This is a genomic window from Pontibacter aquaedesilientis (assembly GCF_014773225.1).
Taxonomy (GTDB): domain Bacteria; phylum Bacteroidota; class Bacteroidia; order Cytophagales; family Hymenobacteraceae; genus Pontibacter; species Pontibacter aquaedesilientis.
In genome coordinates, this window is the sequence record NZ_JACXAJ010000008.1 from 13,119 (window position 1) to 31,030 (window position 17,912).

A 17,912-nucleotide genomic window follows, 5' to 3' on the forward strand; every position below is an offset into this window, starting at 1 on the left:
TTTAAATATAATGATAATTACTAGTTCGTCAAATATAAGCCCAAAGTGCGCCTGTCTGACAAGCTGTCCTGTTTGCAAACAGTCCTTGCTGCAAATTTAGAATTTATACATACGACTTTTACAAATCGAGGGTATATTTATTTGTATAAACAAATGTTATGGGGTTTAGTTTCAGGGGAGCTAAGAGTAGGGGATACGGATGTCCGAATGAGCAATGAACCGGAGTACCGATTGCAACAAAAAAGGTATGCCACTACCGCAGCATACCTTCTCTATACCTGGAGTTAAGAGAAATTCATTTCCAAATCGCTCCATCCCAAAAACTTCAAATCAATTACAGCAGCTTACATTCGCCCAGTCCCAAGTCCTTGATCTGACCCAGAAAGAGCTTCGGATCGATTCTATACTTACGGGAGTAGGTAGGCAGTACCAGTTTTTCGTCTGGCACGTGCAGGGTAATCTCCAGTCGTTTCTGGCCCGGGCTGGTGGCAATGGCTTCTTCCAAAGCTTCGGCCAGATTCGGAGTCAAAAGTTGCAGATTCACGTTCACTTGCACGCCCTGCGCCATTTTGTCCATCACATCGCCCAACAGCTGGATGTTGGTTGGCTTGAGCTCCCACTGGTCCTCGGTGCGGTAGCGCAGCTGCACCTTGCCTCTGATAAACAGGTATAGCCCCTGCCGCAGGTAAGGCTGGAACTTCATGTAATCTTCGCCGAACAAGGCCATTTGCAGCGTGGTGTCATAATCCTCGATAGAGAACAGTGCAAAGGGGTTGCCATTCTTGGCTGTCCTGATGACCACCTCCGACACCATGCCGGCCACATTAATGTCTTTATTCTTATGGTTGGCAATGTCAGCTAAGGCAGAAGTGCAGTAGGAGTCGATTTCCAGTTTGAACTGGTCGAGCGGGTGTCCTGAAATGTAGAAACCTACTACTTCTTTCTCGCGGCGCAGCATTTCGGCCTGCGTCCATACCTGTACTTCCGGGATTTTAGGTAGCGGGGAGGCCACAGCGGCACTGCCTCCGAATAGCGACTGTTGCGCTGCCTGTTGCTCGGCCTGGTAGTTGTTGCCGTAGCGAACCGCCTTCTCCAGCAAGCTGATGTTCTCGCCTTCCGGCACTTCCATCAGCTGGGCGCGGTGGTACAGTCCCCACGAGTCAAATGCTCCGGCCAATGCCATGCTTTCAAAGGTTTTCTTGTTCACGGCACGCAGGTTAATGCGCTTCGCGAAGTCGAAAATATCCTGGTACGGACCGTTCTTCTCTCTTTCTGAAATAATGGCGTCTACCGCGGCTTCGCCCGTGCCTTTGATGGCGGCCAGACCGAAACGGATCTGCCCCTGTTCGTTCACGTTGAACTTGAGCAAGGACTCATTCACATCCGGACCCAACACAGCCACACCTTGTTTGCGAGCCTCCTCAATAAAGAACGTCACCTTTTTGATGTCGTTCATGTTGTTGGTGAGCACCGCGGCCATGTACTCGGCAGGGTAATGCGCCTTCAGGTAACCGGTTTGGTAAGCCACAACAGAGTATGCGGCGGAGTGGGAGCGGTTAAAGCCGTACTGGGCGAACTTCTCCATTACGTCGAACACCTCCGAAGCTTTCTTGGCCGGAATCTTGTGCATTTCTGCAGCACCGGCAATAAACTTCTCACGCTCCTCGGCCATCTTTTTCATGTCCTTCTTACCCATGGCGCGGCGCAGCAAGTCGGCGCCACCCAGCGAGTAACCGGCCAGAATCTGGGCCGTCTGCATGATCTGCTCCTGGTATACCATGATCCCGTAGGAGTAATTCAGGATTGGCTCGAGCAGCTCGTGCGGGTATTCCACTTCCTCTTTACCGTGCTTACGGTTAATGAAGTTCGGGATGAACTGCATTGGACCCGGACGGTAAAGGGCGTTCATGGCGATCAGGTCTTCAATATTGGTCGGCTGCAGGTCCTTGAGGTACATGCGCATGCCTTCCGACTCGAACTGAAACGTACCGATCGTGTCACCACGCTGGTAGAGTTCGTAAGTCTTCTCGTCGTCTATCGGAATGTTGTCGATGTCGATCTCTACGCCATGGTTTTTCTTGATCAGCTCCATCGCGTCTTTGATGATGGTCAGGGTTTTCAGGCCCAGAAAGTCCATCTTCAGCATGCCCGCACTCTCAATCACCTTGCCATCGAACTGCGTCACCAACAGGTCGGAGTCCTTGGAAGTGGATACCGGAATGTAATTGGTGATGTCGTCCGGGGCGATAATAACACCCGCAGCGTGTATACCTGTGTTTCGAATCGAACCTTCCAGCTTTTCGGCCAGCCTCAGCACGGCGGCGCGTGCGTCATCCCCTTCGCGGATGGCGGCCAGCTCCAGGTTCTCCATAAAGGCCTTGGCCAGCGTGGTGCCCGGAGTTTCGGGTACCATCTTAGCCAGCTCATTGGCATCCGATAAAGGAAGTGAAGTTGAACGGGCCACGTCCTTGATCGACGATTTGGCAGCCATTGTACCAAACGTAATGATCTGGGCTACCTGCGTCTTGCCATACTTGTCTACCACGTAATCAATCACGCGCTGGCGGTTCACGTCGTCGAAGTCAATATCAATATCGGGCATGGACACACGCTCCGGATTCAGAAATCGTTCGAAGAGGAGGTTATACTTGATCGGGTCGATGTTGGTGATGCCAACACAATAGGCCACCGCCGAACCGGCGGCAGAACCACGACCCGGACCCACGAACACACCCATGTCGCGGCCACGGTTAATAAAGTCCTGCACAATGAGGAAGTAACCCGCAAAGCCCATGGTCTTGATCACGTGCAGCTCAAAGTCAAGTCGCTCGGTTACTTCGGCAGTAATTTCAGAGTAGCGCTTGGCAGCACCTTCGTAGGTGAGGTGGCGCAGGAAATCGTCGGCGTCGGCGTGCTGCGGCGGTATAGGGAAGTTCGGGAGCAAAATATCGCGCTTCAGAACAGGCGGCGTGATCTTGTCCACTATCTCGTTGGTATTATCCACCGCCTCGGGCACATCTTGGAACAGCTGGTTCATCTCTGCCTGCGTCTTGAAGTAGAACTGGTCGTTCGGGAAACCAAAGCGTGTTTTCGGGCCAGCCTCGTCAATGCGCTGCAACATCTGGCGCACGTTCATGTGGTTGCTGTACTTGCTGCGCACATTCTCTACCGTGTCGTAAATCACTTTCTGGTCGTCGCTCAGGAAGCGGTAATACTTCGTGGCAAAGTCACCCACGGGGGTACTCTGGTCTTCGCCGGTGTTTACGCAAAGCAAGATGTCGTGCGCATTCCAGTCTTCCTGATCCACATAATGCGAATCGTTGGTGCAGATTACCTTGCAGTTATATTTCTTTGCCCACTTCAGCAGTACCTGGTTGATGTCCTCCTGGCTCTTGCCCGTGCCGTCGATGTTCTGCAAGCCATGGCGCTGTATTTCAATGTAGTAATCCTCACCGAACACATCGAGCCACCACTTGAATATTTCTTCGGCCTCCTCTTCACTTTTCCAAAGTATAGCCTGCGGTACTTCTGCGCCAATGCAGCAGCTGGTCGCGATCAGGCCTTTGCTATACCTGAGCAGCAGCTCCTTGTCGATACGCGGCCACTTGCTGTATACCCCCTCGATGTAAGAAAGCGAGCAAAGTTTGGCCAGGTTCTGGTAACCCTCCTGATCCTTAGCGAGCAGCAGTTGGTGGTGACGCACGTCCTTCTGCTCTTTGGTAAAGGTCTTGAGGTGACGGTCGGTTACCAGGTAAAACTCGCAGCCCACGATCGGCTTCACGTTATACTTGTTGGCCTCGTTCACGAAGTTGAAGGCGGCGAACATGTTGCCGTGGTCGGTCATGGCAACGGCGGGCATGCCATCGGCCTGCGCCTTTTTCATGAGCGCGCTGATGCTGGCCTGACCGTCGAGCAGGGAGTACTGGGTATGGGTGTGTAAATGCGAAAAAACTGGCAAGACTATAGAGAATTAGTAATGACGAATGATGAATAATGGATGACACGCCGGTATAGTTCTGGTTATACCATCGGTCATTTTCGGGATGTTAAAATTACGGAAAATTGATCGGCTGCCCAAACCAAAAGCAACTCCCGACCAAAACAAAAACGCGACGGAAATAGTCCCGTCGCGCTCCTTTATTTTGACTTTGCCTGGATCTCAAAATGTTATCCTAAAACATTTGCTGTGCTTCGTTTTCGGCCATTTGCTTTTCGTTCACGACATACAGTTTCTGGGTAGGGTAGGCGAACTCAATGCCGCGTTTTTCAAACTCTCTGAACAATTGCATGTTGATGGCCTGCTGTGTGTCCATATACCTGTTATACTCGGATGAGAGCACATGGTATACGATTACAAAATCGAGGGAGGAATCGCCGTAGGACGCAAAGTGTGCCCGGTCAAACTCCGCCAAATCCTGCGCCGTGATAATTTCTTTGATAATCTCAGGTATAGCCTCCACCTTGTCGGCGGGTGTTTCGTAGGTGACGCCAATGTTGAACTGAATGCGGCGGCGCTCCATGCGCTTGTAATTATGGATGCGCGAACTGGTGAGGTCAGAGTTCGAAATAATGAGTTGCTCACCTGTCAGGCTTATGATGCGCGTGGTTTTCACACCGATATGCTCTATGGTGCCGCTCTTATCGCCGAGTGCCACAAAATCGCCCACCTCAAAAGGCCTGTCGAGAAAGATGACGAAGTAGTTGAAAAGGTCACCCAGAATATTTTGAGCCGCCAATGCCACGGCAATGCCGCCTATACCTAAGCCGGCGATAATAGCCGTCAGGTCGTAGCCCATGTTATCGAACAGGAATCCGAGACCGATAAACCACACGACCAAGTTGATGATCAGGCTAATGGCCCCGATCTCGTTGGCGTTGCTGCGGTCCTGGTGTTTTCGGTTTAAATAAGACTTCACTAAAAGCACCAGCGTGGTCGTGATAAACCGGATCACCATGAACGTAACGGCCACTGTAACCGCAATCTGGAAGATACCTGCTACTTTTGGCGTCAGGTTCAGGGAGGTGATCCCGAAGTAGATGACGATAAAATGCACGATCGGAATGCCAAAGCGAGCAAAGCTCTGAACAGCATAGTCATCGAAGTTATTGTTGGTGTTCTCGGTCCATCTGCGAATGCGGATCAGGACGGAGCGCCTGAAAATGGTGATAAGCAGCGAGCCCAGCAGGATAATAGCGAAGGCAATAAGGTAATCTTGAACGGTGTTGTGGAAATAGACGCTCTCTAAAAGGTCGGTCATGTACTCTTGCAATGGTTGATGAAGTTTAAAGTTACAAATTATAGTTTAAACTTTGGGTATGGGGCTACCCGTAAGCACTTAGGTATGCACGAACAGGTAAACGCGTAAAACAGGTATGGCGGAAGCAGAAGACTCAAGGAAGCCAGGGGGCATGTTCCGGGCACTGCGCTCGCGCAACTACCGGCTGTTCTTTACCGGGCAGGGAATCTCGCTGATCGGTACCTGGATGCAGCAGATCGCCATTAGTTGGCTGGTATACCGGCTTACTGATTCTGTGTTCCTGTTGGGTGCCGTCACATTCGCCAACCAGATTCCGTCTTTTCTGCTGGGGCCGTTCGCCGGTGTGCTGGCCGACAAATTTAACCGCTACCAAGTGTTGCTGGTCACCCAGTTCCTATCGATGCTGCAGGCGGGCACCTTGGCCGCATTGGTCCTCACCGACACCGTGCAGGTATGGCATGTGCTCGTGCTGATGGCGCTGCTCGGCACGATCAATGCCTTCGATATCGCCACCCGGCAGGCCTTTGTGGTGCAACTGGTGGAGAAACGCGAAGACATCAGCAATGCCATTGCCCTTAACTCTTCTATGTTTAACATGGCCCGCCTGGTAGGCCCATCCATTGCGGGTTTGTTGATTGCGTGGGTAGGAGAAGGCATCTGTATTCTGATCAATGCGGTGAGTTACGTCGCTGTGCTGGCCTCTTTGTTGATGCTGCGGCTGGAACCGTTTATACCGCAGGCGGTGCAGCGCAAGGTATGGGAGTCACTCAGGGATGGCTTTTCGTATGCCTTCGGTTTCCCGCCTATCCGGACGCTCATCCTGATCGTGGGTCTGATCAGTCTGTTCGGGATGCCCTTCAGTGTGATGCTGCCGGTGTTTGCCCGCGACATCCTGCAGGGTGGGGCCAATACACTGGGTTACCTGATGGGCGCTTCGGGTTTAGGTGCGCTGAGCGGGGCTCTTTTTCTGGCGCAACGCAAATCAGTGGTCGGGCTTGGCAAAGTCATTGTATTGACGATGGCCCTGTTTGGCACAGCCCTCATGGCGTTCTCTTTTTCCACGGTGCTCTGGCTCTCGCTGGTGCTGATGCTGTTCTCCGGCTTCGGTATAATCGTGACGATGGCTTCCTGCAATACTCTGCTGCAAACCCTGGTGGATGACGACAAGCGGGGGCGTGTGATGAGCCTGTACGCGACCGCCTTTATGGGGATGGCACCCCTGGGGAGTATGCTGGCCGGTGCGGTGGCAGAGCATATCGGGGTAGCCTATACCTTGCTGGGTTGTGGTTTTTTATGCGCCGTCAGCGTGATACCTTTCGCCTGGAACCTAAAGCGGCTTCGCCTGATGGTGCAGCCCATATATGAGCGTCTCGGCATAGAATCTGAGATTGCCACCGGGCTGCGCACCGCCACAAAGCTAACGGCTCCGCCGGGTAAGCGGTGATGTTTGTCAGCTATACCTTTTAATTAAAAAAGCCAGCTTATCCAGCTGGCTCTTTTAATTTAATCATTCTTGAGAGTTTATTTCTTCCTGATTGTCAGCTTGTCGCCGGGCTTTACATTGAAGTCGGATTTTCCGTTCCACTCCATAATGTCTTTGATCGTAACGCCATACTTACGGGAGATTTGGTAAAGGCTTTCGCCAGATGCCACCGTGTGCTGGGTACTGTTACCCGTAAATGTTTCTGCCGGCGCTTCTTCCAGGTCTTCGTTTGCGTTGGTCGCATCAGCGGGTGCTGTTACGCGTAGCTGTTGGCCAACGGAAAGCGCCGAGCCGGAGAGGTTGTTCCATGCTTTCAACTCGTTCACTGTCGCATTATACTTCCGGGACAGCATATAAAGCGATTCGCCCGAAGCTACTGTATGGATATCGGTGCTTTCTTCGGTAACTGCTGCTGCCTTTGCTTCCGCTTTGCCGACAGACGATTCCGAAGGCACGGTAAGGGGCTCCGCAATAAGCAGTTCCTGTCCGATTTTGATTGGCGCGTCACCCAGGTTGTTCCAGGTCGTGATGTCATTCACGGTTACGGCGTAGAGCCTGGCTATGCCCCACAGCGACTCACCCTGCTTCACGATGTGGCGGGCAGGTTTGGCAACAGGAGCGGTTTCTTGCTGCGGAGCGGATTTCGTTTCTTTCTTAACAGCCGCCACTTTGGCTGGCTCAGGCTTCGCCGGAGTGGTTTCCTTTTTCGGTGCTTCTGTAGTGGTTTCTACAACAATTTCTTCGGCTGCTATTTCCTCTTCCGTACCAGAGAACCCCACAAACACCTCCTCACCCAGACCAGCGGCCCACTCCCCGGATTCTTCTTTCTCTGCAACTTCCTGTTCTACAACTTTCGGTTTCTCGGGTTTTGTTTCCGGTGCTTTCTTGCCAGGGTATAGAATGGCGTTATGCTGTTTGGATTCTTGAGGATCTGCCTCGGTCTTTGTTTGCTGCTTCGGCTCCTTCATAGCCGTTTCTGTGGCAGGTATAGCAATTGCCGTGTCTTTCTTAGCAGGCACTTCTGCTACGGCCTCTTCCTCTTTTACCTTTTTATCAACGGTTGCCACTTCTGCGATTGGTTCTGGCTTAGAAGCCGGTGCAGGGGATGGCTCCGGTTGTTCCGGCTCTTTTGTGAACCGCTGCAGGCTGTTCTTAAAGCGTGTGAAGATGTTTTCGGTTGGGGCAGATTGTGTTGCCGGAGTTGTCTGGCTAGCAGTAACCGTGGTCGCAGGCGTTTTTTCCTGAGAAGCCACCGTTGGCTTAGCAGCTGGTTGTGTCCGCTTCACGTCACGCACTTCGATCGCTACCTTGGCTGGTCGGCGTTTCTGAAGCCAAAGCACACGGCCCGGAACAGGCACTTCGGAGCGTTTCATACGGTTTTTGAAGATCAGGTAATCCATCCGGATGCCATACAGTTGTGCAATCTCCTGCATGGTTTCACCCTGCTGCACGACGTGGTACTCTGTGTCGGCATTCAAATGCTTCGGCTGAATGTAATAAGCAGTGCCTTCTGTCAGCTTATCGAAATCGCGCAGGTCATTGTAGCGCAGGAACTGCCGGGTGGTAATGCCAGCCTTGATGGCCAGTTTGTCTTTGTTGTCTCCCTTGCTGGCCACGATGGCGTTCAGGTTGTTGCGTTTCACAATGCTGCCTGCCGTTGGGGCCGCTGCCGCCTGCCGTACCGGAGTGGTGAGCGTTGGCTCAGCCGAGGCAACTATACCTGGCTCCACGTTACGGCGAACCGGCAACATCACATAGTAATCCTTGTCTGCAGGTATAGCGCTTCCCAACAGCCATTTGTTATACTTCTCAAGTTCGGCGGGATCGGTCTGGTGGGCCAGTGCAATGTCTGCCAGGCTTTGGCCTGGTGTGGCACGCAACTCGCGCAATGAGACAACCGGCTGCGGGCTTTTGCCAATAAACGCGTCGTAAGCGACTTTGTGAGCCAGGAAGGTTAGCAGATAAGGATCTGAATTCTCCGTGATATCCATCTTCTTGCTTCCTTTATCCGATTCTTTGGTATAGGCCTTGGCGCCACTATAACCATGGTAATAGGAGAGGAGTGCGTTGAACCAGTTGTTGTAATAGTTGTTACTGCGCTTGAAATAGCGGGCAGCGCCACGGCTGGCCTCTATGATGTGCTTTCGCTCATCCACGATGTGGTCCATGCGCAGGTTGAAGTCCATGGCAGCCTCTTTTTTGAATTGCCAGTAACCCACGGCATTCGATGTAGACACAGCATCGCCACGCAGGCCACTTTCCTGCAGGGCTAGGTATTTGAAATCATCCGGCACCCCTTCTTCCTTGAACGTACGCTCTATCAGCGGAAAGTAAGCATCAGCCAGCTCCACCTTCATCTGGAAAAACTTCGGGCTGCGGTGCAGCGCATCGACTTTCTTTTGAATCTCATCCTGTGCCTTAGGCGAAATGCGCAGGTGAATGTCGCCGAAATAGATGTTATGAGGTACGGTAACTTGTTGTGCCATACCCAGTAAAGGCAAAAGCAATAACAGCAAAAAGGGTAATGATGTCTTCATAAGCGTAATCGGATAAAAAAAGAGACTGAGGCCGCGTGCAGGGCTACAGTAAATGTTGAAACAAGTGTTGATAACTATTTAAGGTATAGTGTGTTCTATATATAGATATACACTTGCAAAAATAACGCAATTTGCCGCTCATTCTAAAGCTTAGAACGAAGTAATTTTTGAGAAATTTTCGGCTGTGGATAAATAGGAAGGCTAGTGCAAAAAAAGGGCGGTATTGCTACCGCCCTTTCAGGTTATCGCTTTCGGGCCACCATGAGCCCGTCCCGCACCGGGAGCAGAATGTTTTCCACACGCGGGTCGTCCTGCACTTTTTTGTTGAATTCCAGCAGGGCGGCGGTGTCTTCGTCCAGCTTTTTTCGGTACTTCTCCAGTACCTTGCCGCTCCAGAGCACATTGTCGGCGATGATGTAGCCGCCGGAGCGCACCCGGTCTATCACCAGGTCGTAGTAATTGGCATAGTTATACTTGTCGGCATCGATAAACACCAGGTCGAAGGTCGCGTCGATGGCAGGTATAATCTCCAAGGCATTGCCCAAGTAGTATTTCACGCTTTCGGTCAGGCCGGCTTCCGCGATGTAGCCGCGCACGATGTCCTCCAGTTCTTCGTTGATGTCGATGGTGTGCAGCGTGCCGTCTTCCTGCAGGCCCTCGGCCAGGCAAAGAGCGGAGTAGCCGGTATAGGTGCCCACTTCCAGGATCTGCTTTGGCCGGATCATGTGTGAGAACATAGAAAGCAGTCGTCCTTGCAGGTGCCCCGAGAGCATGCGTGGCTTCATCACGTTCAGGTGCGTCTGGCGGTTTATCTTGTGCAACAGCTCCGATTCCGCAGAGGTATGGTCCTCTGCATAGTGCTGCAGGTCTTCGTCAATGAATTCCATCTTATTAATTGTTAAATGGTTGAAGGTTAAATTGTTGTTCTTAACAATTTAACCATTTAGCAATTTAGCCTTTAACTAGGTACGTAGTTGAGAAAACTGAGCTTCTCTTCGGGCAGCACGTCGTTGGCGATGTCGATCAGGTCCTGGGCTGTAGTGTTTTTGATCTGGTCAAAAATCTCGTTCAGGGTGTCGATGTGACCCTGGTCCAGTATGCTTTTGCCCATCATCATCATCAGGCCCATGTTGCTTTCCTCGGCCATGGCCAGCTGTCCCATCAGCTGTTCTTTGGCCGTGTGCAGCTGGAGGGAGCCAAGCTGTTTCTCCCGTAGCTTCTTAAGTTCTTTCAATACCAGGGCCGTGGTGCGCTTTAGCTGTTTCTTCTCCGTGCCGAAGTAGATCGAGAGCAGACCGGTATCAATGTAAGTGGCGTAGTTCGCGTCGATGGTATACACCAGGCCGTGCTTTTCGCGGACGGCCAGGTTTAGTCTTGAGTTCATGCCTGGGCCACCCAACAAGTTGACCAGCATAAAGAAAGGTATACGGCGCTCGTCATTCAGGGCGTAAGCCGGACAGCCGATCACGCAATGCGCCTGCGAAATCGCTTTCTCGACAGTCACCGTTTTAGGAGTATACTGTCCGAAAGGGGCGCGCTTGCGGGGTTTGCTGATACTCGGAATGTCAGCCAGGTACTTCTCCGACAATTTAAGCACCTGTTCGAAAGGCAGGTTGCTCACTGAGCAGTACACCAGGGCATCCGTACTCAGATTGTCTTTGATAAAACGCTGAAAGTCGTCTTTCTTAAAGCCTGCCACGCTCTCCTTGGTGCCCAGAATATTGTTGCCAAGCGGATGATGGTCGAACACCACGTTGTCGAACTCATCCACGATGGCTTCTTCCGGGGTGTCCAGGTACATGGCCATTTCCTCCAGAATCACGCCGCGCTCTTTCTCAATCTCCTTCTCAGGGAAGATAGAATGAAAGGTGATATCGGTCAGCAGCTCAAAGGATTTTTCGAAGTGTTTGTCTAGTACCGAGCTGTAAAAGCATAGTTTTTCCTTGGTGGTGTAGGCGTTGAGTTCGCCACCCACCGACTCAAGGCGGTTCAGAATATGGAATGACTTGCGCTTGGCAGTGCCCTTAAACGCCATGTGCTCCCAAAAGTGGGCCAAACCTAGCTGCTCAGGCTGCTCATCGCGGCTCCCGATATCAAGAATGAAGCCGCTGTGGGCGATTTTGGTGTGTAGTACTTGTTTGTGAACGATACGGATTCCGTTCGGTAATGTATGGATATGATAATCAAGCATTCAGTTCGCAATTAGCCTGCAAAGATACGCAAAATTAACAAATCTGGCTTGGCCGGTACCTGCTAGTTAGCGGCTAAGGTTACGGCCACCTACATTGATGACGAAACCGAGCGAGAAAACCGAGTAGCCTGCAGTAAGTGCCTTTCGGTTGCGCAGGCCGAAGTTGCTGCCACTGGTATACTGCAACTGCACCGTGGGGCTCAGCGCCAGGCGAGTGAAGAAAATCGGCTCCAGGAAGATGTTGTCCTCCTTTTCCTGTGCCACGCCGTTGAGCAGGTGTTTGTTCATGTCCACGTAGCTAAGCCGCAGGGCCGTGCCGTAGTTCAGTGGAAACTCATTGCCCAGCAAACGTAGCGACTTTTTCTTTTTAGAGCTAAAATTGACCTGCGTGAAATATTTGCTGAAACCGGCCTCGCGCCGGGTATAGGTTATGACGCCCTCTTTTTCCTCTTTTTCAGTACGGTCGCTGCTGCCGCCCCCAATGCCGGCGTATATCTCCAGCACCCGGTTCTGGTTCGGCCCGAAAGTGGTGAAGTAGCCAGCGCCGGCTTCGATCAGGTTATGTCGGAAATCACGCTTTTTGCGCTCCTGATCGAGCATAGAGCCATTTATCATTACCCCAAACTTATCGGTTACGGCATAGGCCGTGTTGAAAGTGATGTTTCCCTTGGGAGTAATATGGCCTGCCGCACTCAGCTCGCCTTTTTCGGTGAACATAGGTACGTTAGGCACATTCGGCATGTAAGTGGACACACAACCGGTAGTAAGCAAAAGGGCAACAAAAGGAAGAAGCTTCGTGAGATGTAAAACTGATTTCATACGGGTAACCTGGCTAAAAGAACTGCTAAGCTAATTCTCTCCTGGCTAAGAAGAAAAATATTTTTGCTCTTTTCCGCGAATGTCCAGCAGCAGGCCATCAGGCGACATGATGCACAGCCATGGGGTTATACCTGCTTTCAAGTTTAGGCGCATTCCCTTAGCTTTGCCGCCAGGTTATACCTTATGAAGAAAATCCTAATCATACAGACGGCCTTTCTGGGCGATGTGGTGCTGGCGACAGGCCTGGTGGAGAAACTGCATGCTCACTACCCACAGGCGCAACTCGACTTTCTGCTGCGCAAAGGCAACGAGTCGCTCCTGAAAGGGCACCCGCTGCTGCGCCAGGTGTTGGGATGGAACAAGCAGGAAGGGAAGTACAAGAGCCTGCTGCAATTGCTCTCGCAAATCCGAAAAGAAAAGTACGATCTGGTAGTCAATCTGCAGCGCTTCGGAGCCACCGGTATACTGACCGCACTGTCAGGGGCTGGGGAGACCGTGGGTTTCGATAAGAACCCCTTCTCCCGTTTTTTCACCCGCCGCTATACCCACGATGTAGCGTCCGGCACGCATGAGATAGAGCGCAACCATTTGCTCATCGCTTCCCTCACCGACTCACAGCCAGCCAAACCGAAGCTATACCCTGCGGCAGAGGATTTTGCCAAAGTTCAAAGCCTGAAAGAGGAACCCTATATCTGTATGGCGCCTACCTCAGTTTGGTTCACAAAACAGTACCCGCAGGAGCAGTGGGTGGCATTGCTCAACCAACTGGGTGACAGGTACCGGGTATACCTGTTGGGCTCTCCTGCCGACAAGACGCATTGCGATGAAATTATTCAGCAGACCAGTAGCCAACGGGTAGAGAACCTTTGCGGCCAACTCAACCTGCTGCAATCGGCTGCCCTGATGCGCGATGCCGTGCTCAACTATGTGAACGACTCAGGCCCCATGCACCTGGCCTCTGCCCTGGATGCGCCAACCTGCGCCATTTACTGCTCTACCGTGCCCCGCTTTGGCTTTGGTCCGCTGGCCAGTTTTGCCAAAGTTGTCGAAAAAGAGGAGCCGCTTTACTGCCGCCCCTGTGGTTTGCACGGATATAAATCCTGCCCGGAGGGACATTTTCGATGCGCAAAAGATATCAGGACGGAACAGCTGCTGGATGTGCTTGCAGGGCGTACAGAGTGAGCCAGTTATTATTGAAAACTTGCCAAGCCACGGCCACACGCCGGCCCAGGTATAGCGTATTGGTATATTAGGTTTTTTCTATAGATGTATTTGGTCTTGTGATAAAAGTGCTACATTTGCAGTGCAAAATCAGCTGTACGAAAAGCAGCTGACAAGCAAATCCGCTTAGCTACTATACCTACAAAACTATGAAATACCAGCCCATCGACAAGGAGCTGTTCTGCCACAACAGGCGCAATTTTGCGCATCAGCTCAAACCTTCGTCCCTTGCTGTTTTTCATTCCAATGACGTGATGCCAACCAATGCGGATGGTACCATGGCGTTTCGTCAGAACAGTGACCTTTTCTATCTTTCCGGCATAGACCAGGAGGAGAGTATTTTGTTGCTTTTCCCGGATGCCCGCGACGAACGCATGAAAGAGATTCTTTTCCTGCGCGAATCGAATGAGCACATCCTGGTTTGGGAAGGGTATAAGCTCACTAAAGAACAGGCCCGCGAAGCCTCCGGTATAACTACCGTCTATTGGCTGAAGGACTTCAAGCAAGTACTCAACTCGCTGATAGCCGAAGCCGAGCACGTATACCTGAACACCAACGAGCACCTGCGTGCCGTGGTAGAGGTAGAGACGCGTGATGCCCGCTTTATCAAGTGGTGCCAGCAAACCTACCCGCTACACCGCTACGAACGCAGCGCACCAATCATGCACCAGCTGCGGGCCATTAAATCCGATATCGAAATAGCGCTGCTTCGCAAAGCATGCCACATCACCGAACTAGGTTTCCGCAGGTTACTGCAGTTTATCAGGCCCGGCGTGATGGAGTATGAGGTAGAGGCGGAGATATACCATGAGTTCATACGCAACCGCTCACGTGGACCTGCCTATAGCTCGATCATCGCCTCGGGAGAGAACGCCTGCATACTGCACTATACCGACAACAGCCGGGAGTGTAAAGACGGCGACCTGCTGCTCATGGACTTTGGTGCCGAGTATGCCAACTACGCAGCCGACATGACGCGCACCGTGCCGGTAAACGGGAAGTTCACCAAGCGCCAGCGGCAGGTATACGACGCCGTACTGCGCGTAATGAAGGCCGCCATCCAGATGCTCGTACCGGGCAACTCACTCGATCAGTACCACGCCTTTGTGGGCACCGTAATGGAAAATGAACTGATTGGCCTGGGCCTGCTCAGCGAAGGCGACGTGCGCAACCAGGATCCTCATAACCCGCTATATAGGAAATACTTTATGCACGGCACGTCTCATTTTCTGGGGCTCGATGTGCATGACGTGGGCAGCAAATACCGTCCGTTCGAGGCAGGTATGGTGTTTACATGCGAGCCAGGAATATATATAAGGGAAGAGGGAATCGGGGTCAGGCTGGAAAATGATATTCTGGTGACAAAAGGCGGTCCGGTTGATCTGATGAAAGACATTCCACTGGAGGCAGAGGACATCGAGCGACTGATGAAAGGATAATTTGCCTGTGTTCGGCGCATGCGCTCTACAGGCTCGCTTTTAACTCTCTGCAGCCTTTTTTATTGTATTTACGTTAAAAAAAAGTGGCTTTGCATTAAATAGTGTTGGGCAGACAACCTTAATGGGACTGCGAGGGTTGAATTAAACTGGTGCAACACATGCACAACGTGTGGAAAGCCGTGCAATAAGACAGGTTATTGGAAAATGGATTTAAGCTTTTAAAGGCAATTTTATACAACAACTAAATGCTTTTTGCTTATGGATAAACACTACACTCATGTAAAGACTACCCGCCTGACGTATCAAAATATACGTTCCGTCTGTTTTTTTATGGAAATATAAAAAAACTTACCTGAAAATATGTACGTATTGTCATATCAAAATATACTTTTTAAAATTATGCGAAAAACTCTAACGAAACTATGTGCAATTGCTTCTGCGTTTGTATTCCTGCTGTCTGCCAATTCAGCTGTGCTTGCGCAGAACGCTGACCAACGGACAAACCTCCAGCTATACGGAAGTGCGCTCCAATATAAAGGTGATCTAGGTAACCAGTGGTGGACTTCAAAGCTAGGCTGGGGAGGCGGTGTATCGCTGAACCAATACCTGAGCCCGTCGCTTGACGCCGGCCTGCACCTGAGCTACAGCAATCCTGAGTTCAGCAACGGATTCCCGAACACCATGAACACGAAAATAGGTATGGCCATGCTGGGCCTGCGCCTTAAGATGTATGGTAACATTCTGAAAGAAGACGCTTTCATCGGCCCATACCTGACCGTAGGTGGCGGCGGTCACTTCGCCAGAGCTGAAGGTATGTCACCGACGGGTGCTTACGACGATAACTTCGTTGCCTTCGCTGGTTTTGGCGGTGCAGGTATCCGTTTCAGATTCTCTGACAACGTAAGCCTGTTTGTGCAGTCTGTTGCCCATTTCACTAGCAACGACATGTACGACAACCTGGACGGCTCTCCGAACGCTCCTTCCGATATCAACGACCGTTTCCTGCAACACACGATTGGCCTTGGCTTCAACTTAGGCAAAGGTACTGACACAGACGGTGACGGTGTTCCGGATAGAAGAGACAAATGCCCTGACACTCCAACAGGTGTTCAGGTTGACAAAGAAGGTTGCCCAATCGATACAGACGGTGACGGCGTAGCGGATTACCAGGACGACTGCCCAACTGAGGCTGGCGTAGCAAACCTCGGTGGTTGCCCTGACCGTGACAATGACGGTGTAGCTGACAAAGATGACCAGTGCCCTGACGAGGCCGGTACTGTTGCGACGCAGGGTTGCCCTGATAGCGACGGCGACGGTGTAGCCGACAAAGACGACAAGTGCCCAGACACTCCACGTGGCGTACAGGTAGGTGCTGATGGTTGCCCAGTTGACTCTGACGGTGACGGTGTTCCGGATAACGAAGACCTTTGCCCTAACTCTGCTGGTACTGCTGAAACCAAAGGTTGCCCTGAGCTAGACGCTCGTACTAAGAAACTGATTGAAGAGAAGGTTCGCTTCGAATTTGACCAGGCTCGCGTACAGGATGGTTACCGCCAGCTGCTTGACAGCATTGTGGTAGCACTTGAGAAATACCCTGACCATGTACTCTTGATCAAAGGTCACGCTGACCACATCGGTTCAGAAGAGTACAACCAGGCGCTGTCTGAGCAAAGAGCCCAGGCTGTGAAGGATTACCTGATCCAGCGTGGTGTTCAGAACCCAGACCGATTGGTAACAAGAGGTTACGGTGAAACTCAGCCACTTGTACAGGTTAACACAAGACTCTCTAAAGCCAGAACAGCAGCGGCCCGTGCTCAGAACCGACGTGTCGGTTTCGAGATGAATACACCGGACATGAAGCTGAACATGGAATAATATAGCCGAAAGGTTGAACGTTAAAAGGCCCCGCAGAGCGATCTGCGGGGCCTTTTGCGTTTTGTAGATTCTGGAAATGAGAGTTTAACCGTAAGAAAGGTTTATACCTGATGGCAAGGTATAGAAGGCCAAAAATAGCGAGTAAAGCAGGTAGGAAAGCGAGTTTTACTTTTTCGAGGCCAGCAGGTATAGCACCGCCATGCGGATGGCGACACCGTTTTCTACCTGGTTGAGTATGATGGAATGATGGGAGTCGGCGGCGTCGCTGCTTAGTTCGACCCCGCGGTTGATCGGGCCAGGGTGCATCAGCACGATTTCCTTGTCGAGGCTATCGAGCATCTTTTTATCGATGCCATAGTACAGAGTATACTCGCGCAGAGAGGGGAAATATTTCATCTGCTGGCGCTCCAACTGTATGCGCAGCACGTTGGCCACATCGCACCAGGCAAGGGCTTTGCGCACGTCCAGTTCCACTTTTACACCCAGTTCCTTGATGTATTTCGGGAGCAGCGTAACAGGGCCGCACACCATCACCTCGGCACCAAGTTTCTGGAGTGCAAAGATGTTGGAAAGCGCCACCCTTGAATGCAGAATATCGCCAACTATCACCACTTTTTTGCCAGCCACCTCGCCCAGTTTCTCACGGATAGAGAAGGAATCCAGTAAAGCTTGTGTCGGGTGTTCGTGGGTGCCGTCGCCGGCATTCACGATGTTGGCGTCAATATGGCGGCTCAGGAAATGTGGTGCACCCGGGCTGGAATGGCGCATCACGATCATGTCCACTTTCATGGCCAGAATGTTGTTAACCGTGTCGAGCAGGGTTTCGCCTTTTTTGACAGAACTGCCGCTGGAAGAGAAATTGATCACATCAGCAGAGAGCCTTTTCTCAGCCAGCTCAAAGGAAAGGCGTGTGCGGGTAGAATTCTCGAAGAAAACGTTGGCAATGGTGATGTCGCGCAGCGAGGGCACTTTTTTGATGGGCCGGTTCAAAACATCCTTGAAGTTATCAGCCGTTTCAAATATCAGCTGAAGATCTTCTGCTGTAATGTCTTTGATGCCGAGTAAATGCCGGACGCTGAGCTCTTGCAT

The 17,912-nt window shown here is 51.6% G+C and carries 11 protein-coding genes; 4 read left to right on the forward strand and 7 right to left on the reverse strand.

The window, feature by feature from the left end; translation table 11 throughout:
* Nucleotides 1–334 precede the first annotated feature (334 nt).
* Both dnaE and H9Q13_RS14405 read right to left on the reverse strand, forming a co-directional pair.
* A complete protein-coding gene (gene dnaE, locus H9Q13_RS14400; RefSeq protein ID WP_191184505.1) occupies nt 335–3,958 on the reverse strand; it encodes a DNA polymerase III subunit alpha in 3,624 nt (1,207 codons plus the stop codon).
* A 214-nt stretch (nt 3,959–4,172) separates the two neighbouring features.
* Nucleotides 4,173–5,258, reverse strand: a complete 1,086-nt coding sequence (locus H9Q13_RS14405) for a mechanosensitive ion channel family protein (protein WP_191184506.1) — start codon at nt 5,256–5,258, stop codon at nt 4,173–4,175.
* 115 nt (nt 5,259–5,373) lie between these two features.
* Between H9Q13_RS14405 and H9Q13_RS14410 the strand changes: the two genes are divergently transcribed.
* Nucleotides 5,374–6,702, forward strand: a complete 1,329-nt coding sequence (locus H9Q13_RS14410; RefSeq protein WP_191184507.1) for an MFS transporter — start codon at nt 5,374–5,376, stop codon at nt 6,700–6,702.
* A gap of 77 nt (nt 6,703–6,779) precedes the next feature.
* Here the strand turns inward: H9Q13_RS14410 and H9Q13_RS14415 are convergent, their stop codons facing one another.
* The 4 genes from H9Q13_RS14415 to H9Q13_RS14430 form a co-directional block, all read right to left on the reverse strand.
* Nucleotides 6,780–9,227 carry a LysM peptidoglycan-binding domain-containing protein gene (locus H9Q13_RS14415; protein WP_224744305.1) on the reverse strand — a complete coding sequence of 816 codons (2,448 nt, stop codon included), beginning with the start codon at nt 9,225–9,227 and terminating at the stop codon, nt 6,780–6,782.
* A 293-nt stretch (nt 9,228–9,520) separates the two neighbouring features.
* Complete coding sequence (locus H9Q13_RS14420) at nt 9,521–10,165, reverse strand: O-methyltransferase (RefSeq protein WP_191184509.1); 645 nt, start codon at nt 10,163–10,165, stop codon at nt 9,521–9,523.
* A gap of 71 nt (nt 10,166–10,236) precedes the next feature.
* Nucleotides 10,237–11,469 (reverse strand): M16 family metallopeptidase, encoded by a 1,233-nt coding sequence (locus H9Q13_RS14425; RefSeq protein ID WP_191184510.1) that lies wholly within the window; start codon nt 11,467–11,469, stop codon nt 10,237–10,239.
* A gap of 66 nt (nt 11,470–11,535) precedes the next feature.
* A complete protein-coding gene (locus H9Q13_RS14430) occupies nt 11,536–12,288 on the reverse strand; it encodes a hypothetical protein (RefSeq protein ID WP_191184511.1) in 753 nt (250 codons plus the stop codon).
* Nucleotides 12,289–12,471: 183 nt separating this feature from the next.
* Here H9Q13_RS14430 and H9Q13_RS14435 point away from each other — a divergent pair, with 183 nt between their 5' ends.
* From H9Q13_RS14435 to H9Q13_RS14445, 3 genes are all read left to right on the forward strand, one after another.
* Nucleotides 12,472–13,470, forward strand: a complete 999-nt coding sequence (locus tag H9Q13_RS14435; RefSeq protein WP_191184512.1) for a glycosyltransferase family 9 protein — start codon at nt 12,472–12,474, stop codon at nt 13,468–13,470.
* 188 nt (nt 13,471–13,658) lie between these two features.
* Nucleotides 13,659–14,948, forward strand: coding sequence for an aminopeptidase P N-terminal domain-containing protein (locus H9Q13_RS14440; protein WP_191184513.1), 1,290 nt, complete (start codon nt 13,659–13,661; stop codon nt 14,946–14,948).
* Nucleotides 14,949–15,347: 399 nt separating this feature from the next.
* Nucleotides 15,348–16,823, forward strand: a complete 1,476-nt coding sequence (locus H9Q13_RS14445) for an OmpA family protein (RefSeq protein WP_191184514.1) — start codon at nt 15,348–15,350, stop codon at nt 16,821–16,823.
* 165 nt (nt 16,824–16,988) lie between these two features.
* Here the strand turns inward: H9Q13_RS14445 and H9Q13_RS14450 are convergent, their stop codons facing one another.
* Nucleotides 16,989–17,912 carry an aspartate carbamoyltransferase catalytic subunit gene (locus tag H9Q13_RS14450; RefSeq protein ID WP_191184515.1) on the reverse strand — a complete coding sequence of 308 codons (924 nt, stop codon included), beginning with the start codon at nt 17,910–17,912 and terminating at the stop codon, nt 16,989–16,991.